Here is a 23,198-nt window from a genome sequence, read left to right as displayed (position 1 = left end):
GACCAGCTACAAGGCCACCATCAGCATCGACATCCTGACGACACCAGACCCGTGACCGGAACCCGCAGGCTCTATCTACACGGCGTTGGGACTAGCCCTGGGCGGTGGCGACCGCCGGAGCCATTGCCACGCGGTCACGGTCCCGCGCCGCCCAGCGGGCGACCGGGCCCATCGCGTAGCCGGCGGCGAGGAACACTCCGCCGAAGACCAGCCAGCCCGCGAGCCCGCCGTCCAGCAGCAGGGTGGTGAGCAGCAGCGGCCCGAGGGTGCGGGCGACGGCGACGCCGGTGCCGAAGAAGCCCTGGTACTGGCCGATCCGCTCCGGCGGCGCGAGGTCGAAGCCGAGCTGCCAGGAGCCTGCCGACTGCCGCATCTCACCGGCCACCTGCAGCACGGCCCCGCCCACCAGCAGCGCGCCGACCGCCCACACCGGGACGTCCAGCACGGACAGCCCGCAGACCGCGCAGGACAGGAGCAGCAGCACTCCGGCCGCCCGGACGGCCCGCACCGCCGAGTCCAGCCCGGTGACGTCGCGCGCCGCCCGGACCTGGAACAGCAGCACCGCCCCGGTGTTGAGCACGAACAGGGCCGAGCCGAGCCAGCCGAGCCCGGGGGCCCGCTGGGCTATCCACAGCGGGAAGATCAGGCTGAGCAGCGGCATCCGCAGCAGCAGCACGGTGTTGACCAGGGTGACGGCGGCGTAGCGGCGGTCCCGCAGCACGGCCAGGCGCGGGCCGGTGCCCGACTCCGCTTCCGCGGGCGGGACTTCGGGGAGCCGACGGAGCAGCAGCGCACCGGCCAGGAGGCCGAGCACGGTGACGACGAAGGCGCCGAGGTAGGCGGTCCGGGTGCCGATGGTGAGCGCGATGCCGCCGATCGCGGCGCCAACGGCCAGTCCCCCGTTGAGGGTTGACTGGAGGTGGGCGAGCAGTCCGGTCCGTTCGGCGCGCGACACCAGGCCGGCAACCAGCGCCTGCCGGGCGGCGGTGAGTCCGGACTGAGCGGTGGCGTACAGCCAGACGGCGAGCAGGAACGGCAGGTAGGAGCGGATCACCAGGAAGACGGCGACCACGGCCGCCGCGCCGAGCACGAGCGCCACCGCCGTGCGGCGCGGGCCCCGACGGTCGGCGACGTGCCCGAGCGGGACGCCCGCCACCGAGCCGACCGCCCAGCCGACGGCGAGGCCGATGCCGAGGGCCGTCGCCGACATGCCGACGACGCGGGTGAAGTAGAGCGCGGAGCAGGTGTAGTAGGCGCCGTCGCCCACCGCGCTCGCCAACTGGGCGGCGGCAAGGGTGCGCTGGGGGCCGGCGGGGGGCAGCAGGGCGGACCTGGCGACGCTCTGGTTCGGCACTTCTCTCCTGTCGGACGGACGGCGCGCGGGCCGGACGTTCACACCCGCTCGGGGCGGCTCTCAGTGGGGCACCGCCCAGCCTAGGGAACAAGTGGACCGCCTGACAGGTCCATTGATCTTGAATTTTCCTGGTCCAATTGCATGCTCCGCCGCACCGCCGACCGAGCAGAGAACTCCCGTACGACAATGGGCTGTTGATGCAATATGCGCGCCTGAACCGGGTTCGCACCGGCCGCGCCCGTGCGATCGAAGCGCCGTCCGTACCCGCTCCGACTCCCCCGCCCCAAGCGGACGGAGCACCTCCATCACCCGGCCGGAGGGCCAAGATTGGCCGTGTTGACCCGTCAGTAAGGCCCTCCTATGCTCAACGGCGTTCGCGATCCGGCACCGGGGCCGGGGCCGTCCGTGCCCGCCCGATCCGGCGCCGTCTCCCGCGCGAAGGGTTTCCTCCCATCAGCACCTCCATCGCGTCCCCGGACTCCACCGACCCTGGCGGGACGACCGAACCGGCCGCCGCCGAGGGCACCGGTCGGCGCCGATTCCTCACCTACCTGCTGGCCGCCCCGACCCTCACCGTCGCCGCCCGGCTCGGCCTGGACGCCGCCGCACCCGCCTCCGCCCAGGCCGCCGTACAGGCCGCCGCGGCCGCCCAGGACGCTGCCGCGCCACCGCAGTTGCTCGGCCTGCCGGGCATCCCGGACGTCCTCGACCTCGGCGACGCGATGATCCTCGCCGGACTGCCCACCTCGCACCTGCTGGTGCTCGAAATCACCCCCGCCGGGCGTGCCGCGCTCCACCTGCCGCGCCTGGAGGTCGGCCAGGGCCTCACCACCGCGATCGCCATGCTGGTCGCCGAGGAACTCGACGCCAAGCTCACCGACGTGGACGTCCCGCTCTCCGACGGCCGCCCCGAACTGCTCTTCAACCAGCTGACCGGCGGCTCCAACTCGGTGCGCTCGCTGTACGACCCGGTGCGCGCCGCCGCGGCCGCCGCCCGCGCCCGGCTGGTGACCGCCGCCGCCAACCGCTGGAACGTTCCGGCGACCACCCTGCGCACCGCCGACTCCGCCGTCCTCGCCCCCGACGGCCGCCGCCTCGGCTACGGCGAACTCGCCGCCGACGCCGCCGCGGTGGTGCTGCCCGCCGTGCCCGGCACGCCCAAGCCGGCCGACCAGCGGCGCCTGGTCGGCACGCCCACCGGCCGGATCGACGCCCGCGACATCGTCACCGGACGCGCCAAGTACGCCGGGGATCTCCAGATCCCGGGCGCCGCGCCGACCGTGGTCGCCCGCCCGACCACCATCAACGGCACCCTCAAGTCCCTGGACGCCTCGGTCGCCCGCGCCATGCCCGGGGTGCTCGCCGTGGTGCAGATCCCCAGCGGCGTCGCCGTCCTCGCCGAAACCTTCGACCAGGCGCTCAAGGCCCGCGACGCCCTGCGCACCACCTGGAACCCCGGTCCGGTCGCCGACCTGTCCACCGCCGACATCCAGGCCCAACTGCGCGCCGCGCACGCGCCGTTCCTGCTGCCGCCGCTGCTCACCCCGTACCTGGACGGCGAGTTCGACTTCGCCTTCGTCAACCACGCCCCGATGGAGGTGCTGACCGCCGTCGCCGACGTGCGGCCGGGCCGCGCCGAGCTGTGGTTCGCCGCGCAGAGCCCGATCATCGCCCAGCAGACCATCGCCGCCGAACTCGGCCTGCCCCAGAACGCCGTCACCGTCCACGTGGTGCGCGGCGGCGGCTCCTTCGGGCGCCGGCTGTTCTTCGACGCGGCCCTGGAGGCCGCCCAGATCTCCCAGGCCGCCGGCCGCCCGGTCAAACTGATGTGGACGCGCAACGACGACATGCGCCACGGCCGGATGCGCCCCGCCAGCCACCACCGGATCCGCGCCACCTACGGCCTCGGCCAGGTGCTCACCTGGGAGCACCGCGCCGCCACCGTCCGGACCGACCTCTCGCACGGCCTCGGCGAGGCGCTCACCGGGGCCGGGTTCAACCTCTCGCTGGCCGGGCTCAGCCTCGCCCAGGCCTTCTTCCTGCTCACCGAGAAGAACCCGTACAACGTCGGCATCCCCACCCAGTTGCTCGCCGAACTGCCGCTGGCCATGCACACCGGCAGCTGGCGCTCGGTCTACTCCGGCATGGTCCGGGTCGCCGACGAGATCATGATGGACGAACTCGCCCGCCGGATGGGCCAGGACGAGGTCGCCTTCCGCCGCGCCCGGGTGCGCGGCGCCGCCGGACAGGCCGTCCTGGACACCGTCGCCAAGGCCGGCGCCTGGGGCCGCCCGATGCCGGCCGGCCACGCCCAGGGCATCGGCTACCACGACGAGAACGGCGGCCGGGTCGCCTACCTGGTCGAACTGGACGCCTCCGACCGGGCCAACCCCCGGGTCACCAAGGCGGTGGTCGCCGCCGACGTCGGCCAGGTCATCAACCCCCGCGGCCTGGAAGCCCAGTTGACCGGCGCACTGATCGACGGCATCTCGGTCATCCTGCAGGCGGGCAACCACATCGACAACGGCGCGGTACGGGAGGGAAGTTACGCCGACTTCCACTACGCCCGACAGCGGCACACCCCGCCGGTGGTCGAGATCCACCTGATGCCGCCGAGCGGAGCCCCGGGCGGCGCGGGCGAGTTGGGCGTCCCGGCGGCCTCGGCCGCCGTCGCCAACGCCTACGCGCGCGCGACCGGCACCAGCCCGCGCTCCTTCCCCATCAACTTCTGATCACCCAGAGCCCGAGGATCACAACTCCCCATGCCCACCCACACCTTCGTCCTCAACGGGCAGCCCGTCACCGTCGAGGCCCCGGACGACATGCCGCTGCTCTGGGTGCTGCGCGACAAGCTCGGCGTCACCGGCCCCAAGTACGGCTGCGGGGTGGGCGTCTGCCGGGCCTGCACCAGCCACCTCGACGGCCAGGAGTTCCAGCCCTGCACCCGCTCCGTCAAGGACTGCGAGGGCCACACCGTCACCACCATCGAGGGCCTCGCCGACGGCGACACCCTGCACCCGGTCCAGGAGGCCTGGATCGACTGCGACGTCGCCCAGTGCGGCTTCTGCCAGCCCGGCCAGATCATGACGGCGGTCGCCCTGCTGCGCCGCACGCCCAACCCCACCGACGCGGACATCGACCAGATCCAGAACATCTGCCGCTGCGGCAGCTACCCGCGCATCCGCGAGGCGATCAAGCGCGCGGCGGCGGCCCAGCAGACGCACTGACGCGGGTGTGCCCCGCCCGACGGACGGGCGGGGCACACCTGGTCAGCTCAGGATCAGCACTGCGGGATGGTCGGCACGTGGAAGTTCCAGTTACCGTCGGTGTAGGCCCCGTACACGTAGGCCGTCTGGCCGTGGTAGCCGTAGCTGGCGGAGTACACGGTGGTCACCTGGTACCAGACGTCGCCCTGGTTGTTGATGTCCTCACCCGTGGTCCAGCACACCATGTCGACCGCGTCCCCGGAGGACGAGGTCGACCACAGGTCGCCGGCAACCTTGCCCGACCACGAGTACGGCTGCGAGTAGACGCCCACGCCGTGGCCGGTGGGGTGGTTGTTGAGGTAGTACCAGCCGACGGCGTTTGCGTCGCCCGCCGACATGCCGACCCCGACCGCCGCCAGCGTCACCGCGGCCACCGCGGTGACGCCCCGACGCCCGATCTTCTTGAGAATGCCCTTGACCATACCGATTCTCCTGTCCGGTCGAACCGCTTCAGTGCCGTTCCGTTGACCTCGACGGCGGAGCCAGCTGACCCGATCACCGCCGGTGTTCGGTACCGCCTGACAGGAACTGACAACAGCTGACAGCGTCGGCCGAAAGCCCGAACAGGCCGCCTGACAGCTGACAACACGACGTGCCCCCGTCCGGCGGACGGGGGCACATCCGGTTCAGCGGGACCTCAGCACGGCGGCACAGCGCCCTGGTGCCACAGGAGGCCGCCGTCCACGTAGGAGCCGTAGACGTAGCCGACTCCGTGCCAGTCGCCGTAGTAGGCGGAGTGCACGGCGTCCACCCGGTACCAGACGTTGCCGCCGTTGTTGATGTCCTGACCCCTGGTCCAGCAGACCACGTCGACCAAGTCCCCGGAGTGCAGGTCTCCCGTGACCTTCGGCGACATGGTGGTCGGCTGTGCGTAGACGCCCACCCCCTGGCCGATGGGGATCGGGCCGCTGATGGTGACCCACCCATAGGCGGACGCCTCGCCCGCCGAGAGGCCGACCCCGCCGGCCGCCAGCGCCACCGTGGCCACCGCGGTCGCCCCGCGCCGTCCGATCCTGCCAAGCAGGCTCTTGACCATGTCGATTCTCCCTTCCTGTCGAACCGTTGTGCCGTCCGCTTGACCTCGACGGCGGTGCCAGCTGACCCGACAGGCGGTGGTGTTCGATACGGGCCACCGAGATCTGACAACAGCTGACACGGGCGGCTGACCACCCCGAACGCGCCATCCCCCGAGGAAAGTCGCCAGACCTCTGATCGTCGCCGTCACACGCCGCTATGATCCGTACGCAACAAGCAAGCAGCGCCACCAAGGGATCTGACATCTGACAACAGGGGGCGTCATGGCGGAGCACGCACGTGACCCGCGACCCGGGCAAAGGGCAGCCTCGCCCACTGCCGCCGAGAGCTTCGCGGGTGAGCTGCGCACCCTCCGGCTGGACGCGGGCCAGCCCTCGTTCCGCACGATGGCCAGGACGGCCGGCTCGATCTCCCACACCACGCTCTACGAGGCCGCCTGCGGCTCGCGGCTCCCGTCCTGGGCCACCACCAGGGCCTTCGTCCAGGCCTGCGGCGGCAACGAGGAGGAGTGGCACCGCCGTTGGAGCGCGGCGGTCAACGGGGAGCGGCCCGCCGTCCCCGCGGTCCCCGTGCTCCCCGCACCTGCGGTGACGTCGGACCCGGAACCGCGGCCGTCCCGTCCCCCGGCCGTGCCGCCGGTGCCGTCGGTACCGTCCGCGCCCTCGTTACCGTCGGCCGTACCGTACCCGCACCGCCGTCGGATCTGGACCCACGCGCTCAGCCTGCTCGTCGGCCTGCTGCTCGGCGTCTTCGGCACGCTGGGCCTGCTCGCGATCCGCGCGCCCGCCGCCCAGCCCGACGCGCGGACCTGTCCGTCCGCCGAACCGGACACCCCCGACCCGCAGCCGACGCCCGCACCGGACGGCGCGACCCCGAGCACCGAGGCCCGGTCCTGGATCGCCCGGACCGCCTACGACCAACAGGCCGCCTCCAGTACGCGACTCGCGACCCCCGTACACGTCGCGGTCACCCCAGGAGACACCCTGGTCGTCGCGATGATGCTCACCGGCACCTGCCCCGGCCCGGTCAAGGTCACCGACAGTCGCGGCGACCGCTTCCAGGTCCTCGGGGACGTCACCGACTCGCTGCGCCACCGGGTGCTCGTCCTCGCCGCCTTCGGCGCCACCGCCCTGACCACCACCGACTCGATCCGCGCCGACTACCCGCGCGCCGGCGAGTACCACATGACCGTGGACGAGTTCCGGGGCGTCACCACCGTCCGGGCCGTCACCCGTGCCTCCGGCGACGCCGGTGGTACGGACTTCACCACCGCGGCAACCGCCACCACCTGCGACCCGGGCGACCTTCTGGTGAGCGCGGTCGGCAGCAACACCGGCACCGCCCCGGAGTTCGGCACCGGCTGGACCACCCTGCCGGCCCTCCAGCTCTCGTCCTACCGCCTCACCACCGCGCACCGGATCGCGACCGACGCCGAGCACTGCGTCGCCGCCGGCCGGACCACCTCCCAGTGGGGCGCCGTGCTGGCCGCCCTCCGCTGACCCACGGTCCCGGACCGCCGTCACGAACCGGAGCCCGCCCAGGGGTCGCGGCCGAAGAACGCGGCGAGCCGGTCGTACGGCGGGGCGTCCGCCGGGGCGGGGACCTCGGGGCCGACGGCGTGCTGGTCGGACTCCTCACCGCGGTACTCGGGTTTGAGCGCGCCGCGGGCCCAGGTGAGGGCGGCGGCCGAGACCTCGTGGTCCAGACCGTCCGTGGACTGGCTGGTGGCTCTGGCCAAGTCCCAGGCGTGGACGGCGAATTCGGCGACCTGCTGGTCCACCGGGAAACGTGCCGGGAGGGCGCCGACGCCGGGGACCTCCACCGTCCCGGTGAGGTCCCCGGCCGCGCGCCAGGCCTCGACCAGCCGCTCCGCGCCGGCCTCGAAGGCGTGCAGCCACTCCTCTTCCACCCGTTCGAAGGGCTGCGACCAGTCCGGCTGCCCGCCCTGCGCCCGGACGGTGAACTGCCGCAGGTCGAACAGCAGATGGCTGATCAGGTCGCCGACGTCCCAGGAGCGGCAGGGGGTCGGGTGCCCGGCCAGCTCGACGCCGGCGCCGTCGATCAGACCGGCGGTCTGCGCGAGGGCCCGGGCGAGCAACTCGATCGGGTCGTCCACGGCGGTCATGGCACACCTCTCGGTCGGGAAGGGGGACGGGTCGTGCCGGGTGATCGTAAGCACGTACGCCCACGACCGCCCGGCACGACACCGGCCCCCCGACCGACCCCGACCGGCCCAGACCGACCGTCAGACCGTCAGACCGCGAACCCGCCGTCCACCGCGAGCTCCGCACCGCTGACGTACCGACCCTCGTCGCCGACCAGGTAGGCGACGGCGGCCGCCACCTCCGCCGCCGTACCGTAGCGGCCGAGCGCGGTGAAGCCGCGCTGGAAGTCGGCGGACTCGCCGTCGGCCGGATTCATGTCGGTGTCGATCGGGCCCGGGTGAACCAGGTTGACGGTGATCCCGCGCGGACCGAGCTCCCTGGCCAGCGCCTTGGTGAGACCGATCAGCGCGGCCTTGCTGGTCGCGTAGAGCGTGGCGCCGGAGAAGGCGACGCGCTGCGCGATGCAGCTACCGATGCCGACGATCCGTCCCCCGCCCGTCAGGTGGGTGGCCGCCGCCTGCGCGAACAGGTAGGGCGCCCGGACGTTCACGTCCAGCACCCGGTCGATCTCGTCCAGCGTCATCTCCTCGATCGGCCCTCCGGCGCCGACGCCCGCGTTGTTCACCAGGATGTCCAGCCGACCGAACCGCTCGGCGACCGCCGCCACCGCGGCGCGCACCGCCTCCGGGTCGGCGCCGTCCGCCCGGACGGCCCAACCGGTCCGGCCCATCGCGCTGATCTTCGCGACCACCTCCTCGGCCCGGTCGGCCGCACCCTGGTAGGTCAGCGCCACGTCGGCACCGTCCTCGGCCAGCCGCAGCGCGACCGCCGCCCCGATCCCCCGGCTGCCGCCGGTCACCAGGGCCACCTTGCCGTCGAGCGCCGCCGTACCGTTCATCGTCATATCTACAGAACTCCTTGCTCCGGTCTCGGACATGAGGCAATCCTCCACCGAAGCCCTCCCCGACTCCGGCGGGATTCAGACGTTGCGTTCAACGTTCAACTACGACTCCGCGCGCCCCCGGTAGTACGAGCCGACCGCCGGCTGCCCGGTCCAGTTCGGCCCGGCCGACGGGTCGGCGCCCGCGTAGTCGAAGGGCAGCTCGACCGGCCGCCCGCCGTCGAGGAGCAGCAGGCGTCGGCGCGCCCGGTACTCGAACCCGGCCGCCCGCAGCGCGGCCACCACGGCGCGCGCGGCGACGGAGCCGTCGGGCCGGCGCACCGACTCCGGGTCGAAGTGCGCGGCGAACCGGCCGTCCGGGGTCAGCCAGGAGGCGGCCCGGGCGATCGCGCCGAGCTGGTCGCCGAGGTAGTGCAGGCCGTGCACACACGTGATCAGGTCGTACGACCGCTCGGGTGCCCAATCGGCGAGCGCCGCGGTGACCAGTCTCAGCCGGGGGCGGGTCGCCGCGTCCGGTGGCGGGGCCAGCGGCCCGACCAGGTCGACGCCGGTCAGCTCGACCTCCGCGGGCAGCAGCCACGCGGCCTCCGTGAGCGCCCGCCCCTCCCCGCTGCACAGGTCCAGCCAGGCGGGCGCCGAACCACCGCGCTCCGCCAGCCAGGCCGCCGGGTCGAAGCCGAGCTCGCGGGCATAGCTGTTCACGCCGCTGAGTCCGCGCTCGCGGTTCATGGTGCTGTTGGCCACCACGGAGCTGGCCGTGAGCTCACTGTCGCTGATGAGTCGAACCATCATTCGACCCTACCGGCGCGGGAATCCGGCCCGAGAAGTCCAGCCCGAGAAGTCCGGCGCGGGAACCCACGACGGGATCCCCCGTGGGGAGCCAGACGCACGGACCCGGCGCGCGGGAACCGCGAACGCGCCGAGCGGCCACCCCGCGCAGGGGTGGCCGCTCAGGCGGCGTCAGGACGCGGGAGGCGTCAGACGGTCAGGGTCTGCCCCGGGAAGATCAGGTCCGGGTTGCCGCCGATGGTGCGGGCGTTCTTGCTGTACAGGCCGTCGGTGTCGACGCCGAACTTGGCGGCGATGCCGCTCAGCGTGTCACCGCTGCGAACGGTGTAGCTGCCGCCGGTGGTGTTCTTCTCCGCGACCGGCGCGGACTGGGCCGGCTTGGCGGACGGCTGGCCCTTGGCGGCCTTCGGCGCCTGCTTGGCCTTGGGCGCGGCCGGCTGGGCGGCCTTCGGGGCCGCCTTCGGCGTCGCGGCGGGCTTCTCGGCCCGCGGGGCGGGCTTGGCCGCGGCGGCGCTGTCCGCCGAGGTGTCGACGGCCGCCGGGGCGCCGCCCTTGCTCAGGCCCGCCTTCTGCGAGCAGACGGGCCAGGCGCCCGGCCCCTGCGAAGCGAGGACCTTCTCGGCGACGGCGATCTGCTGCGCCTTGGTCGCCTGGTTGGCCTGGGAGGCGTACGCGGTCCCGCCGTACGCGGCCCAGGTGGACGGGGTGAACTGCAGTCCGCCGTGGAAGCCGTTGCCGGTGCTGATGCTCCAGTTGCCGCCGCTCTCGCACTGGGCGACGGCGTCCCAGGCGGAGGTGGTCGCGGCAGAGGCCGAGGTGGCCGTGACGAGGCCGGCCACCGGCAGGGCCGCGACGGCGGCACCCGCGACGACCGCCATCCGTACGCGGTTGCGCTTGGTGCTGGCGGTGGTGTCGGTGGCAGCGGCGGTCTCGTGACGGGAAGTCATGAAATTCCTCTCGACAAGCCCCGGGCGGGCAGCCGGAACCAGGCCCGGGACATGGGCCGGTCGGTCGCGCTTGCCTCACTCGTCGGGCGGCCGAGCACGTGTCGGACGTGCCGTACCGCCCCGGCCACCTCCGCTCGCCGACGGCCTGTTCGAGCCGGTCTCGTCGGCGGGCACCGCCCTCGCGCCGTGGGTCGGTCGGCGGGCAGTGCGTCGGGGTGAACCCGGGTGGCGCTCGTTGCGCCGCCAAGAAAGCTAGGGGCATGTCCGGGACGCAGCAAGCAATTCTTGGTCGTCGCAGCTCAGTTGACTGTTACCGGCGGTATCGATCAAGAAAGGGCGCCCGGTTCGACCGGGTTTGACCGCATTTTCGGGATGAAACGATCAATTTCCGTGCCCTCACTCACATCTGTCCAGCCGTGAACTCGGGCACACCGTCCACCCACCGCAATCGGGAACTGACGCACCGTCACCGAGTAATCCGGAGTTCCCCGTTCGGCGACCGGGTCGGGTGGGATCCGCCACACCCACCACCCATCGCGACCACGTGAACGCGCTCAGCTACGACCGTCGAGCTCGGCGTCCCGCGCCAGCAGCGCCGCCTGGACCCGGTTCTCGCAGCCCAGCTTGGCCAGGATCCGGCTGACGTACGTCTTCACCGTCGCCTCGCTCATGTGGATCCGCGCCCCCGCATCGGCGTTGGACAGGCCCTCGCCGAGCAGCGCCAGCACCTCCGACTCGCGTTCGGTGAGCACCTCCAGCCGGCGCCGGGCCTGCGCGCTGCGGGCGGCCGCCGAGCCGCTGCGGCCGGAGGCCAGCGAGTCGACGATGTGCCGGGTGGCCGCCGGGGAGAGGAAGGCGTTGCCGCTGGCCGCCGCCCGGACGGCCTGGATCAGCTCGTTCGGGGCGGTGTCCTTGAGCAGGAATCCGGCGCCGCCCGCGGTCACGGCGCGCAGGACGTTCTCGCGCTCCCCGAAGGTGGTGAGGATGATCGCCCGTGCGCCGGGTGCGACCCTCGCCAGCTCCCCGAGCGCCGTCAGCCCGTCCATCACCGGCATCTGGATGTCCAGCAGCACCACGTCCACCCGGTGCGCCCGGGCCAGCTCCAGTGCCTCCCGGCCGTCGGCGGCCTCCGCGACCACCTCGATGTCGTCGGCCGAACCCAGGATCATCCTGATCCCGGCCCGGATGAGCGGCTCGTCGTCGGCGACGAGGACTCGGATCACTGGTGGTCATTCCCCTCGAACAGTGCTGCACCTGCGGCACCATCCTCACATCCCGGCCGAACGCACACCCCGGCCGGGCCCCCGCCCGGGCTCCCCGGGCCCCGGGGAGCCGGGAGCCGGGAGCCGAGCCAGGCGGTCAGTTCTTGGTGACGTACTCCACCTTGTCCACCAGCACCCCGCCCTTGAAGCAGAACCGCGCCACGTGGGTCTCCGACCAGGACTCGTCCGAGTCGCCCTTCTCCAGTGAGTACCAACGGCAGTGCGAGCCCTCCGGCTGGGTCGGTCCGTCGTGTTCGAAGCCGGACGTGAAGAAGTCGTTGCCGGGCGGCAGCCGGCGCATCACCTCGGCCCTCGACTCACCCGGCCGGATCTGGTCGTAGACCGACATCTGCACCGTCGAGTCGGTGGTGCCGCGGACGAAGCCCATCACGCCCCAGATCACCAGGACCACCACGACCAGCGTGACCGCGCCGACCCCGGCCGCGCAGCCGATCGCGGGGCTGCGCCGCCCGTCGCCCGTCCCGTCGGCCGGTGGCAGGCCGTCGAGGAACCGGTCCTCCTCGCCGGCCAGGGCGGCGGCCCCCTCGCTCTCCGCCCCCTCGTACGGGAGGACGGCCGCCAGGCGGAAACCCTCCTCGGGCGTCGCTCCGGCGTGCACCATGCCGCCGACCAGCCGGGCGCGCTCGCGCAGCCCGGTCAGCCCCTGCCCCCCGCTGACGACCGCCCCCGCGCCGGCGTGTGCGCCGACGAGCTCCGGCGCGCGGGAGTTGGTGACCTCGACCACCAGCGCGTCCGGCTCGTACCGGAGCGCGACGGCGATCGGCGCGCCGGGGGCGTGTTTGTGCGCGTTGGTGAGCGCCTCCTGCACTATCCGGTACGCCGCGTTGTCGACCACGGCCGCCAGCGGGCGCCGCTCGCCCTCGGTCGAATGGGCCACCTCCGTCCCGGCCGCCCGGGAGGACTCCACCAGCTCCACGATCCCGTCCACCCCGCCGCGGACCGGCGCCGCGCCCTGCGCCCCGACCGTCGGCGGCAGCGCCGTCGAATCGTCGTGCAGCACCCCGACCACCTCGCGCAGTTCGCGCATCGCCGCGACCGCCGCCTGCCGCAGCACGCCGACCGCCTCCCGCTGCCGGTCGGTGAGGGTGCGGTCCACCTCCAGCGCGCCCGAGTGCACGGAGATCAGCGCGAGCTGGTGGCCCAGGCTGTCGTGCATGTCCTGGGCGATCCGGTGCCGCTCGCGCAGCCGCGCCTGGTGCACCACCATGACCCGCTCGCGCACCAGCTGGTCGTTGCGCTCGCGCAGCGCGTCCAGCAGGGCGCGGCGCTGCGCCCGGTAGCGGCCGTAGAGCGCGGGCAGGACGACGAAGACCAGGAACATGCCGAGCGACAGTCCGATGATCAGCTTGAGCGGGGCCAGGGCGCCGTCCTTCAGCGTCCCGGTCACGTTGAACAGCAGATAGCTCAGCACGAAGGAGCCGAGCAGTCGCCCGACCCGGCGGATCCGCGCCCCGGCGGCCCAGCCCGCGCAGACCAGCATCGGCAGGGGCCCGAACGACCAGCCGGTCATCGCCCCGGCCAGCACCAGCGCGGTGGCCGGGAGCCCCCGTCGCAGCACCCACAGCACCGCGACGGCGATCCCGAAGGGGACCGCCAGACCGGTACGGCTGACCAGCTCCAGCAGGCCGGCGACCACACCCATGAACAGGGCCTGCACGGCCTCGCCCACCACCCGCCGCCGGGGCCAGGGCCCGGGCAGCGCCGTTCGTACCGCCTTCGACCAGGCCCGCGCGATTGCTTCCACCCGTCGAGGCTAACCGGGCGGTCACCGCGCCCGCGGTCACCCTTCGTCGCCCTCCGCACCGACGAAAGTCGCCGGTCCGCAGGCGGTGAGCAGCAGCGCCACGTCGTCCACCCGCCCGGTCGAGCCGACCTCGCGCAGCAGCCGCTCGGCCAGCTCCTCCAGCTCCTCCCCGGCCCGGCCGTGGTCCAGCGCGGCGCGCAGCCGCTCCACCCCCTGGTCGATCGCCAGCGCCGGGTCCTCCACCAGTCCGTCCGTGTAGAGGGCGAGCAGCGAGCCGGGCCGCAGCCGTAGCTCGCTGACCGGATACGCCGCCTCCTCGTCCACGCCCAGCAGCGGCCCGCCGGGGACGTACAGCGCTTCGGCCCGCCCGTCCGGGTGGCGCAGCACCGGCGGCAGGTGCCCGGCGCGGGCGATCCGGACGGCGCCGTCGGCGGGGGTGAGGCGGACCAGGCAGCAGCTGGCGAGCAGCCCGGGGTCGAGGTCCAGCAGCAGCCGGTTGGTGCGGGCGAGCACCTGGTCGGGCGGCTCGCCGCCGCTGGCGAAGGCGCGCACGGCGCTGCGCAGCTGGCCCATCGCGGCGGCGGCGCCGACGCTGTGGCCCTCGACGTCACCGATCACCAGGGTGAGGTCCGCGCCGGTGACGATCGCGTCGTACCAGTCGCCGCCGATCTCCATGCCCTGGGTGCCGGGCAGGTAGCGGGCGGTGATCCGGATGCCGGGCACCTGCGGGAGGCGGTGCGGCAGCAGGCCCTGCTGCAGGCCGCGGGCCAGGGCGAACTCGGCGTCGTAGAGCCGGGCGCGCTCCAGGGCCTGGGCGATGAAGCCGCTGAGGCCGGTGAGCAGGCCGCGCTCCTCGGCGGTGAACGGGTGCGGGAGGTCGAAGCCGAGGATGCAGCTGCCGACCGGGCGCCCGGAGGCGATCAGCGGCAGGAAGGCCCAGGCGCCCATTTCGTCCAGGGCCAGACCGGGGTAGGTGGCGGCGAGCTCGCGCACCGACTCGAAGAAGATCGGGGTGCCGGTGCTGAGCGTCTCGGCGCCGGGTATGCGGGCGTCGAGCGGGGTGCCCTCGAAGCCGTCCAGGAAGCCGTCCGGGTAGCCGAACTGGGAGACCAGGTGCAGGTGCTGCTCGCGCACCCCGTAGATGGCGAGCTCCTGGCCACCGAAGGCCGGGAGGATCTCCTCGGCCACCGCCCGGCACACGTCGCGCACGGTGACCGCCTCGGTGAGCGCGCTGGCGAGCTGGAGCAGGTGGTGGGTGCCGCCCACGCCAGTGGTCGTGGGCGGCGGCGGGGCGGCGGGCGGTTCGGCCGCGCCCGGCGGCGCCTCGGCGGCGACCACCCGGCCGGTGACGCCGTGGATGTCGGGGTAGAGCGAGAAGGCGAGCCAACCGTCCGGCGGGCGGGCGGCGAGGAAGGCGGTGGGCTGCTGGGAGATCAGGGCCGCGCGGTGGCGGTTCTCGTAGACGGGGTCGGTGAGCCAGGGCAACACCTCCCAGAGGCGGTGGCCGACCAGCTCCTCCCGGCTCGCCCGCAGCAGCGGCTCGCTGGCGCGGTTGGCGTAGGTGATCAGGCCGTCCGGGTCGAGCGAGAAGACGCCCTCGCGCAGCCGCTCGACGGCGGCCGCGGCGGCGGTGAGGGTCCGGACGTCCAGGACGGCGCCGACCAGGTGGGTCCGGCCGTCGACGATCGCGCCGGGCACCCGGGCCCACAGCTCCACCGGGTACGGGCGGCCGTTCGGCCCGAGCACCCGCACCCGGGCGGCCAGCACCTCGCCGCGTTCCAGGGCGGTGCGGGCGGCGGCCCGGAACTCGGGCACGTCCCCGGGGGCGATCCGGCGGGTCAGACAGCTCACCGTGCCGTCGAACTCGCCGGGCGCGAAGCCGAAGATCTCCCGGAACACCGCGTCGGCGGCGAGCGCGCCGGTGGCCGTGTTCCAGTCGAACAGCCCGACCCTCGTGCTGGGCACCGCCGGCGGCGGAAGCTCCACCACGGCGGCGTCCCCGGCCGGCTCGACCGGCTGCCCGGACCCGGCCAACTCGGCAAGCCCGGAGGCGAGTCGGGAGGCGATGGCGTCCAGCTGACCGGCCGCCCGCTCCGGCACGCCCTCGTCCGAGGCCGGCCACAGCACGCTGAGCACCCCGAACCGGTCCCCGCCGTACCCCACCGGCACGCAGGCCGAGACGAAGTCGTACGGCAGGCCGACCGCGAGCTGCGGGAAGCGCCGCATGGTGTCCTCGGTGTCGGCCAGCGCGATGGTCCGGCCGGTCCGGAAGCAGACCGCGACCGGCAGCGGCCCGGCGGCGGCGACCCGCCGGAACGAGCTCATGATCGACAGTGGCACCCCCGCGAGGGTGCACAGCACCAGCGACCGGCGGTCCCGCGAACGCAGGTACGCCATCGCCCCGTGCGCCCCGGTGGACCCCAGCACCCGGCGGACGGCCTCCGCCAGCAGTTCGTCCCGCTCGCGGACCGCCTCCGGGGCCGCCTCCAGGGCAGCCTCCACGACCGACTCCCAGACCGCCCCCGGCACCGCGCCCGAGCCCGTATCCGGAGCCGTGTCCAGGACCGGTCCCGGCAGGGTTTCCGGGACCTCCTCGCGGACCGGCTCAGCGGCCCCGGTCGCATGCGGACGGCGCATGCTCCCTTGCTACGTCCGCCCCGGAACCGTGTCAAGGCGAGCCCCCACCGCCCTGGGCCACCCGTCGACCTCGCGCGCACCGGCACGGACACCCTCACCCACCGCGCGAGCCATCCGCCGAGGGGGTGATGCCTACAGCTCGGTGAGGTCGACCTCCACCGGGTACGGCACCACGGCCTTCACCAGCCCGGCGAACAGCTCGCCCGCCCGGTACGACTGGCTCGCCGCGTCCAGCACATACGTGTGGACGACCGGCACCCGGCCCTGCCCCTGCTCGACCCGCCAGTAGAAGGGGATGCCGGCCTTGGCGTACTGGTCGAGCTCGACCACCCGGTCGGTGGTCTCCGAACCCGGAGAGAGGCTGAGCGGCGGCTCCGGATGGTTCGGGGACTGTTCGATATCCTCCCGGCGAGTGGCGGCACCGAGGCCGCCGGGGGTGGAAGCGAGAGCGGGATGCAGTCGCCGTCGTCCGAGGGGTCCGCCCGGGAGCAGTCGTGGCAGTGGGACGGGGAGGCGGACGGCGCGGCCGAGGCACCCGGGGACGTGATCGGCGCGGGCGGGGACGGGCCTCGGCTGAGTCGGCGCGGGCTGCTGATCGGGGCCGGGGTGCTGGCGGCCGGCGGGGCGGCGTGGGCGTTGGCGAGCTCGGGCTCCGACCGGCCGGTGCCGGAGCCGACGAAGCCGACGCCGACCGCACTGTCCGGGCCGACCCCGCTGTGGACGTACCGGGGCGCGCAGGCCATGACCCCCGAGCGGCTGGTCGCCCCGCCGGACCGCCCGGTGTTCCTGTCCAAGGCCGGGCTGCAGGTCCTCGACCCGGCCAGCGGTGCCCCCCAACGGCTGCTGGTGTTCGACCCGCCGCCGCCCCCGGGCTGGCCGAGCGACGTCGAGCCGCCCGTCGGGAAGGTCGCGGTCGGGCCCGAGTACCTCTTCACCGCCACCTCCCGAGGGCACCTGGACGCCCGCCACCTCACCGACCCCACCCGCGACTGGAGCCTGCCGCTGCCCGATGAACTGCAGGACCAGCTCCTGTTCACCTGCATGGGCGGCGGCGTCCTCTACGGCTACGTCTGGGGCCGGCCCCGCGCGGACGGCACCGCGCCGAGCAACCGGGTCTTCGCGCTGCGGCTCGACGGCCGTTCCCTGCTCTGGTCCGTCGCCGGCGACCACCAGGAACAGCCGGTCGCCCCCGCCACCAGGGGCACTGCCCGCCTGGTGGCCTGCGCCCGCTCCCTCGGCGACCGCACCGAGCTGGTGGTCCGGGACGCCACCACCGGTCGCGAGCTGTGGACCGCCCCCGGCGACGAGGACCTGCGCTGGTGCGCTGCCGCAGGGGAGAACTTCCTCGTCCCGGACGGCAACGGCGGCGTGCGCGGGCTGGGGCCCGACGGCGAGCCGCGCTGGACCCACTCCCCCGCCCGGGGCGAGTCCTGGCGGGCGTTGCCGCCCGTCCCGGACGGCGTCCGGGTGTTCGTCCCGCACGACAACGGCCTCGTCACCTGCCACGACGCAGGCACCGGCGCGGTGCTCTGGTCCTACCGCCTGCCGTTCCTGCTGGACCGACGCAGCCGTCCACTGGTCGTCGGCGGCACGCTGTACGTCCCGGGTCCGGCGGCGGGTGGGGTCAGCGCGGTCGACACCGCGACCGGCGTGCCGGCGTGGACCTTCCACGACTCCGGCCCGGGCCGGGACGTCTGGACCGTCGCCGCCGACGGAAACCACCTCTACGCCGGCCACGACGACATCCTGCACGCCCTCCCGCTGTCCTAGCTGGGGCCTGTCCGGCGGACGGGACGACACGGCAGGATGGCCTGATGCAGGTACGCCCGATCTCCCCCGACAAGCTGGCCGAACTGCTCGCCGACCGCATCACCGCGCTGCCCGGCGCCGGCGAGCGCTGGCTGCGGGTCGCCGTGGACGGCGCCGGGCCCGCCCGGCCCGAGCTGCTGGCCGACGCCCTGGTGGAGCCGTTGCGGCTGCGCGGCCGCCCCGCGCTGCGCGTGTCCGCGGCGGACTTCCTGCGCCCGGCCTCGATCCGGCTGGAGTACGGCCACCACGACGCGGACGCCTTCCACGACCTCTGGCTGGACGACGGCGCCCTGCTGCGCGAGGTGCTGGACCCGCTGGAGCCGGGCGGCAGCGGCCGGGTGCTGCCCTCGCTGCGCGACCCCGTCACCGACCGCTCCACCCGCGCCCCGTACACGCAACTCCCGCCCGGGGGCGTGCTGGTGCTGGACGGCGCGTTGCTGCTCGGCCGCTGGCTGCCGCTGGAGCTGACCGTCCATCTGGCACTCACCCCGGCCGCGCTGGCCCGCCGCACCCCCGCCGACCAGCAGTGGACGCTGCCCGCCTTCGCCCGCTACGAGGCGGAGACCGGGCCCGCCGAATCCGCCGACGTCACCGTGCGGGTGGACGACCCGCGCCACCCCGCCCTGGTCGAGCGGCCGTAGGGCCTGACCGGCGGGTCTCGCCGCGGACCCGGCGGGGATCCGCCGGTCAGGCCCTGCCCGCCGGGGCCGGGCCGCGCTGGCAGTAGGGGCACCAGAACACCATCCGGTCCCGTGGGGGCTCGCCCTGACGTCCCGACCGGACCGGCGTGACGCAGCGCGGGCAGGGCCGTCCGGCCCGGCCGTACACCCAGTGCTGGTAGCCGGGCCGGGTGTCGCCGGTGGTGACGTGGCCCGGGCGCAGCTTGTTGGCCTCCAGCATCTGCCGGGCACGTTCCACCAGCCGGTCGGGGTGCGGGAGTTCGCCGATCGCGGTCCACGGCGTCAGGCCGGCCGTGAAGCACAGCTCGTTGGCGTAGACGTTGCCGATCCCGGCCAGGTTGCGCTGGTCGAGCAGGGCCTCGACGAGCGGGCGGCCGGGGTGGGCGAGGAGTCGGCGGACGGCCTCGACCGGATCCCAGTCGGGGCCGAGCAGGTCGGGGCCGAGGTGGCCGACGGCCCGCTGCTCGTCGGTGGTGCGCAGCAGCTCGACGACGGGCAGCCGGTAGCCGACGGCGGTGCCCCGCTCGGTGTCGAGGACGGCGCGGATCTGCCGGGCCGGGCCGCCGGTCCAGCGCTCGCCGGGGCGGTAGACCTCCCAGCGGCCGTCCATCCGCAGGTGGGTGTGCAGGGTGAGGCCGCCTTCGAGGCGGGTGAGCAGGTGTTTGCCGCGCGGGCGGACCTCAAGCACCCGGCGGCCGGCGAGGGCGGCGGTGGCGTGCGCGGGCACCCGCAGCTCGGCGCTGGTCAGCAGCTGCCCGGCGAGGGCCTCGTGCAGCCGGGCCGCCACGCGGTAGATGGAGTCACCTTCTGGCATGACTCCATTCTGGTCCGCATGACGGCCCGGCGGGCTGGCGCCCCTGGCTGCCGGCGGGCCCCGGGGGCTACTCGGACTCGGCCGCGACGCCTTCGCGGACCACGACCACCGGGCAGGGCGCGTGCTCGGTGAGGTGGCGGCTGACCGAGCCGAGCAGTACGCCGGAGAAGCCGCCCCGGCCGCGGCTGCCGACGACCAGCAGCGCGGCGCCCTTGGCGGCCTGGAGCAGGGCCCCGGCCGCGTTGCCGGGCATCACGCTCTGGTTGATCCGCACGCCCGGGTCGTCGCCGACCACCTTGACGACGCTCTCGGCGAGGGTCTTGCCGGCGAGCTCCTCCGGGTTGTAGACGTCTTCCGGCACCCTCGTCCCGCCCCAGCCGTAGAAGGCCGGGTACTCCCAGGCGGCGATCGCGTCGATGGTCCCGCCGACGGCCTTGGCGTAGTCGACCGCCCAGTGCAGCGCCTGCTCCGAGGCGGGCGAGCCGTCCACACCGACGACGATCCGGGGGTTGGCAGTCATGCCGTGTCTCCTTCGGTTGCTCCTGCTCGGCACCAACCCGCCAAACATAGATCAAATCGGACAAATGGTCGGTATTTGCCGCGCCGCCGCAGCGGCGGCTTCGCCGAGGTCCTCGCCGCCCTGCCGTCGAGGGAGGCCCACGAGCCCCGGAGCCGTGAGCACCCGGTCGCGGCGGGCGGCTTCCTGGACGCCGACGGCTGCTACTGGCGTCTGGCCCGGGGCCCGCTGGAGCGCCGGCCGGCCAAGCGGCTGGCGGTCGGCGCCGACGAGATGACGCTGGGCGACTGGCACGAGGACTTCCCGGACGCCCTGGTCCCGGTGCTGCTGGCCCCCGAGGAGCGTCCGGCCGCCTGGCGGAAGGCCTCGGCCGAGGACCCCCGGGCGTACGGGTTCCGCGCCGCCGACGGCCGGACGCTGCTCTACCTCGACGTCTTCTGCTGACTCAACTGCGGTAGGCAGCCCAGGAGTTCGCCATCCGCTGGGCCTGACCCGGGGTGAACTGGGTCATGCAGGAGTCGTAGCTGTAGTCCATGAAGTTGTGGATCGGGTCGAGCCCGGAGCCCGGGCAGCTGTGGCGGCCCTCGGGGCAGCCGTAGCCGGGCGTGCCCTCGGGCGGGGTGTCGTCCACGTAGTCGCCCGGGGGCAGGCAGCCGCCCTGGAAGGTGTGGAAGAGGCCGAGCCAGTGGCCGGTCTCGTGGGTGGCGGTGTTGCCCTCGTTGTAGTGGGTGACGGGCCCGCCGGGCAGGGAGTCGTCGAGGACGACCACGCCGTCGTCGGTGGGGTTCGAGCGGTAGAGGTTCGGGAAGGTCGACCAGCCGAGCAGGGACTGCCCGAGGTGGGCGGTGTAGAGGTTGAGGGTGCCCTGGTCGCCCTTGCGCAGGGCGGTCTTCATTGCCCGCTCGGTGGCGGAGCCCGGGGTCATGCCGGTGTACCAGGCGGCGTTGTCGGTCCAGTCGGTGCCGGCTAGCTCGAAGTGGAACTGGGTGGGGGTGTTGCCCGCGCCCTGGCCGCCGTAGGTGGCGTTGAGGTGGTCGATCTGGGTGGCGACGACGCCCTGGTCCAGCCGCCCGGCGTCCCCGGCGTGGATCACGTGGACGTACACCGGGACGATGGTCGGGACGGCGGCGAGCGGGACGTGGGCGGAGCCGAGCTCGGCGAGCCGGTCGTCCAGGTCCGTCTGCATCGCCCGGGCCTCGGCGGCGCTGACGGCGTTAGGGTCCTTCCCGGCCCGGCTGCCGGCCGGCTTGCGGGCGGCGGCGTCGGTGCCGTCACAGACCGCTGCGGCGGCCACCGCGTGGTGCGGGGCCGGGGCCGCGAGCTGGCTCAGTCCGGCGGCGGCGACCAGCGCGGCGGCGCAGGGGAACAGGCGGGGGGCGCGCGAGCGCGCCCGGGCGGTACGGCGCATCAGCGCTCCTGACGGGAAAGGAAGGTGACCGGGTGTCGCCCGCGCCACGCGCCCGCCCGTCGGCGCCCGGCCGCTGACCACCGGGCGCAGCCACCGACGAAAGCCCACCGGCGGTGCCCGGCGCGGATTCGCCGAGACTACGACGCCGTGAAGTCGATCTCCCGCAGGGCACGCGCGGCGGCCCGGTCGAGTACCACGGCCGACGCACAGCCCGCCGGCGGCCGCCCGGCCCCGAGCAGCAGCCGGCGCAGCCGGTCGGCGGCGGCCCGGTGCCGGGCGAAGGCGTAGTGGGAGACGCCGCGTCCGCGCCGCCGCTGGCCCGCCCGGGCCTCGGCCGGGTCGACGTCGAGCAGCAGCAGGTGCACCCGTCGGCCCTGCCGGGCGGCGGCACGGGTGAGCCAGGCCCGGACGAAGGGGAGCGTGCCGCAGTCGTGGACGGCGAGCGGCCCGCCGCCCAGGACGGCGCGACGCAGCCGCCGGTAGTGGGCGAGCCTGGCGAGCGGGCGGTAGAGCGCGTACGGGAGGCAGCCGGGCAGCCGGGCCGCGTACTCCTCTCGGATCTGCTGGGAGTCGACCAGCGGGGCGCGGATGCTGCGGCGCATCAGGGTGCTCTTGCCGCTGCCGGGCAGTCCGGTGACCACCAGCAGATCGCCGGCGGGGTAGTGCAGGACGGCCGGGCCGGGGCCGCGCAGCTCGTGCAGGCCCGCTCGGATCGCCCGGCCGTCGGCGGTGCGGGGCGGCGACGCCGTGGGCACCGCCGCCCTCGCTGTTCGTGTCCCGGCCACCGGCCCGCCCCCCACCGTTTCCTGGTTCCTCCCCCAGGAGCATGGCGTATTCCCAAGAACGAGTAAAGACCCGTGGTCAGGGCGGGTACGGAGGGCCGGTGCGGGCAGCCGGGCCTGTCTTGTGGGTCTTGGCGGACCCGGCGCGGACCCGCAGGACTGACCTTCAGCCCAGCTGAGGGGCGACCCGGGAGGCGATCAGCTCCAGGTGGTCCAGGTCGGCCAGGTCGAGCACCTGGAGGTAGACCCGCTCGCTGCCGACCGCCGCGTACCGGCCGATCTTCTCCGCGACCTCGTCCGGGGTGCCGGCCAGGCCGTTGGCCTTCAGCTCGTCGACCTCGCGGCCGATCGCGGCGGCCCGGCGGGCCACCTCCGCGTCGTCCCGGCCGACGCAGACGACCAGGGCGTTGGAGTAGACCAGCCCGTCGGCCGGGCGCCCGGCCCGCTCGGCGGCCTCGCGGACCCGGCCGAACTGGGCGGCGGTGTCCTCCACCGAGGCGAACGGCAGGTTGAACTCGTCGGCGAAGCGGGCGGCCAGCGCCGGGGTGCGCTTCGGGCCGTAGCCCCCGACCAGCACCGGGATGCGCTCCTGGGCGGGCTTGGGCAGCGCGGGCGAGCCGGTGAGGGTGTAGTACTCGCCGGAGAAGTCGAAGGTGTCGCCGAGCTTGGTCCTCCACAGCCCGGTGATGATCTCCAGCTGCTCCTCCAGCCGCCCGAACTTCTCCTTGGGGAAGGGGATGCCGTAGGCGGTGTGCTCGGCCTCGTACCAGCCGGCGCCGAGGCCGAACTCGACCCGGCCACCGCTCATCGCGTCCACCTGGGCGACCTGGATCGCGGTGACGCCCGGCAGCCGGAAGGTGGCGGCGGTCATCAGGGTGCCGAGGCGGATGGTGCTGGTCTCGCGGGCGAGGCCGGCCAGGGTGATCCAGGCGTCGGTGGGGCCGGGCAGGCCGTCGGCGTCGCCCATCTTCAGGTAGTGGTCGGAGCGGAAGAAGGCGCTGAAGACGCCGAGGTCCTCGGCGGTGCTGGCGACCTTCAGGAGGGTGTCGTAGCTCGCGCCCTGCTGGGGCTCGGTGAAGATGCGGAGATCCATGCGGGCCATTCTGGTACAGACCACCCGCCCGTGA

22 protein-coding genes are annotated in these 23,198 nt (G+C 74.2%); 6 read left to right on the top strand and 16 right to left on the bottom strand.

Going from position 1 to position 23,198, the window contains the following annotated elements; all coding sequences use genetic code 11:
- Positions 1 to 91: 91 nt before the first annotated feature.
- Complete coding sequence (locus tag ACGF12_RS29200; RefSeq protein WP_393036344.1) at positions 92 to 1,354, bottom strand: MFS transporter; 1,263 nt, start codon at positions 1,352 to 1,354, stop codon at positions 92 to 94.
- Positions 1,355 to 1,551: 197 nt separating this feature from the next.
- On the opposite strand from ACGF12_RS29200, the gene ACGF12_RS29195 reads away from it, so the two are divergent.
- The gene (locus ACGF12_RS29195; protein WP_393036341.1) at positions 1,552 to 4,086 is read left to right on the top strand and encodes a molybdopterin cofactor-binding domain-containing protein; all 2,535 of its coding nucleotides are present in this window, start codon (positions 1,552 to 1,554) and stop codon (positions 4,084 to 4,086) included.
- Positions 4,087 to 4,116: 30 nt separating this feature from the next.
- On the top strand, positions 4,117 to 4,581 hold the full coding sequence (locus tag ACGF12_RS29190; protein ID WP_393036338.1) for a (2Fe-2S)-binding protein: 465 nt from the start codon (positions 4,117 to 4,119) through the stop codon (positions 4,579 to 4,581).
- A gap of 53 nt (positions 4,582 to 4,634) precedes the next feature.
- Here ACGF12_RS29190 and ACGF12_RS29185 read toward each other — a convergent pair whose 3' ends face one another.
- Both ACGF12_RS29185 and ACGF12_RS29180 read right to left on the bottom strand, forming a co-directional pair.
- Entirely contained in the window at positions 4,635 to 5,042 is a 408-nt protein-coding gene (locus ACGF12_RS29185) for a hypothetical protein (RefSeq protein WP_393036335.1), read from the bottom strand.
- A 215-nt stretch (positions 5,043 to 5,257) separates the two neighbouring features.
- Positions 5,258 to 5,656: a hypothetical protein gene (locus tag ACGF12_RS29180; RefSeq protein WP_393036332.1), complete on the bottom strand. Its 399-nt coding sequence runs from the start codon at positions 5,654 to 5,656 to the stop codon at positions 5,258 to 5,260.
- A 262-nt stretch (positions 5,657 to 5,918) separates the two neighbouring features.
- Between ACGF12_RS29180 and ACGF12_RS29175 the strand changes: the two genes are divergently transcribed.
- The gene (locus ACGF12_RS29175; RefSeq protein ID WP_393036329.1) at positions 5,919 to 7,154 is read left to right on the top strand and encodes a hypothetical protein; all 1,236 of its coding nucleotides are present in this window, start codon (positions 5,919 to 5,921) and stop codon (positions 7,152 to 7,154) included.
- A gap of 20 nt (positions 7,155 to 7,174) precedes the next feature.
- Here the strand turns inward: ACGF12_RS29175 and ACGF12_RS29170 are convergent, their stop codons facing one another.
- The 8 genes from ACGF12_RS29170 to ACGF12_RS29135 all read right to left on the bottom strand — a co-directional run bounded on the left by ACGF12_RS29170 (position 7,175) and on the right by ACGF12_RS29135 (position 16,391).
- Positions 7,175 to 7,780: a TIGR03086 family metal-binding protein gene (locus tag ACGF12_RS29170; RefSeq protein WP_393036326.1), complete on the bottom strand. Its 606-nt coding sequence runs from the start codon at positions 7,778 to 7,780 to the stop codon at positions 7,175 to 7,177.
- Positions 7,781 to 7,908: 128 nt separating this feature from the next.
- Complete coding sequence (locus ACGF12_RS29165) at positions 7,909 to 8,664, bottom strand: SDR family NAD(P)-dependent oxidoreductase (RefSeq protein WP_393036323.1); 756 nt, start codon at positions 8,662 to 8,664, stop codon at positions 7,909 to 7,911.
- Between the two features lie 99 nt (positions 8,665 to 8,763).
- The gene (locus ACGF12_RS29160) at positions 8,764 to 9,450 is read right to left on the bottom strand and encodes a class I SAM-dependent methyltransferase (protein WP_393036320.1); all 687 of its coding nucleotides are present in this window, start codon (positions 9,448 to 9,450) and stop codon (positions 8,764 to 8,766) included.
- 188 nt (positions 9,451 to 9,638) lie between these two features.
- Positions 9,639 to 10,397 carry a transglycosylase family protein gene (locus ACGF12_RS29155; RefSeq protein ID WP_393036317.1) on the bottom strand — a complete coding sequence of 253 codons (759 nt, stop codon included), beginning with the start codon at positions 10,395 to 10,397 and terminating at the stop codon, positions 9,639 to 9,641.
- A 554-nt stretch (positions 10,398 to 10,951) separates the two neighbouring features.
- The gene (locus ACGF12_RS29150; protein ID WP_393036314.1) at positions 10,952 to 11,620 is read right to left on the bottom strand and encodes a response regulator; all 669 of its coding nucleotides are present in this window, start codon (positions 11,618 to 11,620) and stop codon (positions 10,952 to 10,954) included.
- A gap of 136 nt (positions 11,621 to 11,756) precedes the next feature.
- Positions 11,757 to 13,424 carry a sensor histidine kinase gene (locus ACGF12_RS29145; RefSeq protein ID WP_393036311.1) on the bottom strand — a complete coding sequence of 556 codons (1,668 nt, stop codon included), beginning with the start codon at positions 13,422 to 13,424 and terminating at the stop codon, positions 11,757 to 11,759.
- A 36-nt stretch (positions 13,425 to 13,460) separates the two neighbouring features.
- Positions 13,461 to 16,061 carry a SpoIIE family protein phosphatase gene (locus tag ACGF12_RS29140; protein ID WP_393036308.1) on the bottom strand — a complete coding sequence of 867 codons (2,601 nt, stop codon included), beginning with the start codon at positions 16,059 to 16,061 and terminating at the stop codon, positions 13,461 to 13,463.
- 132 nt (positions 16,062 to 16,193) lie between these two features.
- The gene (locus ACGF12_RS29135) at positions 16,194 to 16,391 is read right to left on the bottom strand and encodes a hypothetical protein (protein ID WP_393036305.1); all 198 of its coding nucleotides are present in this window, start codon (positions 16,389 to 16,391) and stop codon (positions 16,194 to 16,196) included.
- A gap of 123 nt (positions 16,392 to 16,514) precedes the next feature.
- Here ACGF12_RS29135 and ACGF12_RS29130 point away from each other — a divergent pair, with 123 nt between their 5' ends.
- A complete protein-coding gene (locus ACGF12_RS29130; RefSeq protein ID WP_393036302.1) occupies positions 16,515 to 17,831 on the top strand; it encodes a PQQ-binding-like beta-propeller repeat protein in 1,317 nt (438 codons plus the stop codon).
- Between the two features lie 44 nt (positions 17,832 to 17,875).
- Entirely contained in the window at positions 17,876 to 18,511 is a 636-nt protein-coding gene (locus ACGF12_RS29125; protein ID WP_393036299.1) for a uridine kinase, read from the top strand.
- Positions 18,512 to 18,557: 46 nt separating this feature from the next.
- On the opposite strand, the gene ACGF12_RS29120 is transcribed toward ACGF12_RS29125, so the two are convergent.
- Complete coding sequence (locus ACGF12_RS29120; protein ID WP_393036296.1) at positions 18,558 to 19,364, bottom strand: DNA-formamidopyrimidine glycosylase family protein; 807 nt, start codon at positions 19,362 to 19,364, stop codon at positions 18,558 to 18,560.
- 67 nt (positions 19,365 to 19,431) lie between these two features.
- Positions 19,432 to 19,884: a universal stress protein gene (locus ACGF12_RS29115; RefSeq protein WP_393036293.1), complete on the bottom strand. Its 453-nt coding sequence runs from the start codon at positions 19,882 to 19,884 to the stop codon at positions 19,432 to 19,434.
- A gap of 75 nt (positions 19,885 to 19,959) precedes the next feature.
- Between ACGF12_RS29115 and ACGF12_RS29110 the strand changes: the two genes are divergently transcribed.
- Positions 19,960 to 20,325: a hypothetical protein gene (locus tag ACGF12_RS29110; protein ID WP_393036290.1), complete on the top strand. Its 366-nt coding sequence runs from the start codon at positions 19,960 to 19,962 to the stop codon at positions 20,323 to 20,325.
- 1 nt (position 20,326) lies between these two features.
- Here the strand turns inward: ACGF12_RS29110 and ACGF12_RS29105 are convergent, their stop codons facing one another.
- The 3 genes from ACGF12_RS29105 to ACGF12_RS29095 all read right to left on the bottom strand — a co-directional run bounded on the left by ACGF12_RS29105 (position 20,327) and on the right by ACGF12_RS29095 (position 23,164).
- Positions 20,327 to 21,289 carry a zinc metalloprotease gene (locus ACGF12_RS29105; protein WP_393036287.1) on the bottom strand — a complete coding sequence of 321 codons (963 nt, stop codon included), beginning with the start codon at positions 21,287 to 21,289 and terminating at the stop codon, positions 20,327 to 20,329.
- A gap of 137 nt (positions 21,290 to 21,426) precedes the next feature.
- Positions 21,427 to 22,044: an AAA family ATPase gene (locus tag ACGF12_RS29100; RefSeq protein ID WP_393036284.1), complete on the bottom strand. Its 618-nt coding sequence runs from the start codon at positions 22,042 to 22,044 to the stop codon at positions 21,427 to 21,429.
- A gap of 193 nt (positions 22,045 to 22,237) precedes the next feature.
- The gene (locus ACGF12_RS29095; RefSeq protein ID WP_393036281.1) at positions 22,238 to 23,164 is read right to left on the bottom strand and encodes an LLM class F420-dependent oxidoreductase; all 927 of its coding nucleotides are present in this window, start codon (positions 23,162 to 23,164) and stop codon (positions 22,238 to 22,240) included.
- Between the last annotated feature and the right edge of the window lie 34 nt (positions 23,165 to 23,198).

Source organism: Kitasatospora sp. NPDC048296, assembly GCF_043201815.1.
Classification (GTDB): domain Bacteria; phylum Actinomycetota; class Actinomycetes; order Streptomycetales; family Streptomycetaceae; genus Kitasatospora.
Note: the sequence above shows the minus strand (reverse complement) of the source record. Positions and strands in the feature narration are given on the sequence as shown.

Coding starts and splice junctions, on each gene's coding strand:
- ACGF12_RS29195 (WP_393036341.1), top strand. CDS start 1,552: ATGCAATATGCGCGCCTGAACCGGGTTCGCACCGGCCGCGCCCGTGCG.
- ACGF12_RS29185 (WP_393036335.1), bottom strand. CDS start 5,042: ATGGTCAAGGGCATTCTCAAGAAGATCGGGCGTCGGGGCGTCACCGCG.
- ACGF12_RS29120 (WP_393036296.1), bottom strand. CDS start 19,364: ATGCCAGAAGGTGACTCCATCTACCGCGTGGCGGCCCGGCTGCACGAG.
- ACGF12_RS29170 (WP_393036326.1), bottom strand. CDS start 7,780: ATGACCGCCGTGGACGACCCGATCGAGTTGCTCGCCCGGGCCCTCGCG.
- ACGF12_RS29160 (WP_393036320.1), bottom strand. CDS start 9,450: ATGGTTCGACTCATCAGCGACAGTGAGCTCACGGCCAGCTCCGTGGTG.
- ACGF12_RS29155 (WP_393036317.1), bottom strand. CDS start 10,397: ATGACTTCCCGTCACGAGACCGCCGCTGCCACCGACACCACCGCCAGC.
- ACGF12_RS29140 (WP_393036308.1), bottom strand. CDS start 16,061: ATGCGCCGTCCGCATGCGACCGGGGCCGCTGAGCCGGTCCGCGAGGAG.
- ACGF12_RS29130 (WP_393036302.1), top strand. CDS start 16,515: ATGCAGTCGCCGTCGTCCGAGGGGTCCGCCCGGGAGCAGTCGTGGCAG.
- ACGF12_RS29125 (WP_393036299.1), top strand. CDS start 17,876: ATGCAGGTACGCCCGATCTCCCCCGACAAGCTGGCCGAACTGCTCGCC.
- ACGF12_RS29180 (WP_393036332.1), bottom strand. CDS start 5,656: ATGGTCAAGAGCCTGCTTGGCAGGATCGGACGGCGCGGGGCGACCGCG.
- ACGF12_RS29165 (WP_393036323.1), bottom strand. CDS start 8,664: ATGACGATGAACGGTACGGCGGCGCTCGACGGCAAGGTGGCCCTGGTG.
- ACGF12_RS29190 (WP_393036338.1), top strand. CDS start 4,117: ATGCCCACCCACACCTTCGTCCTCAACGGGCAGCCCGTCACCGTCGAG.
- ACGF12_RS29115 (WP_393036293.1), bottom strand. CDS start 19,884: ATGACTGCCAACCCCCGGATCGTCGTCGGTGTGGACGGCTCGCCCGCC.
- ACGF12_RS29095 (WP_393036281.1), bottom strand. CDS start 23,164: ATGGATCTCCGCATCTTCACCGAGCCCCAGCAGGGCGCGAGCTACGAC.
- ACGF12_RS29175 (WP_393036329.1), top strand. CDS start 5,919: ATGGCGGAGCACGCACGTGACCCGCGACCCGGGCAAAGGGCAGCCTCG.
- ACGF12_RS29105 (WP_393036287.1), bottom strand. CDS start 21,289: ATGCGCCGTACCGCCCGGGCGCGCTCGCGCGCCCCCCGCCTGTTCCCC.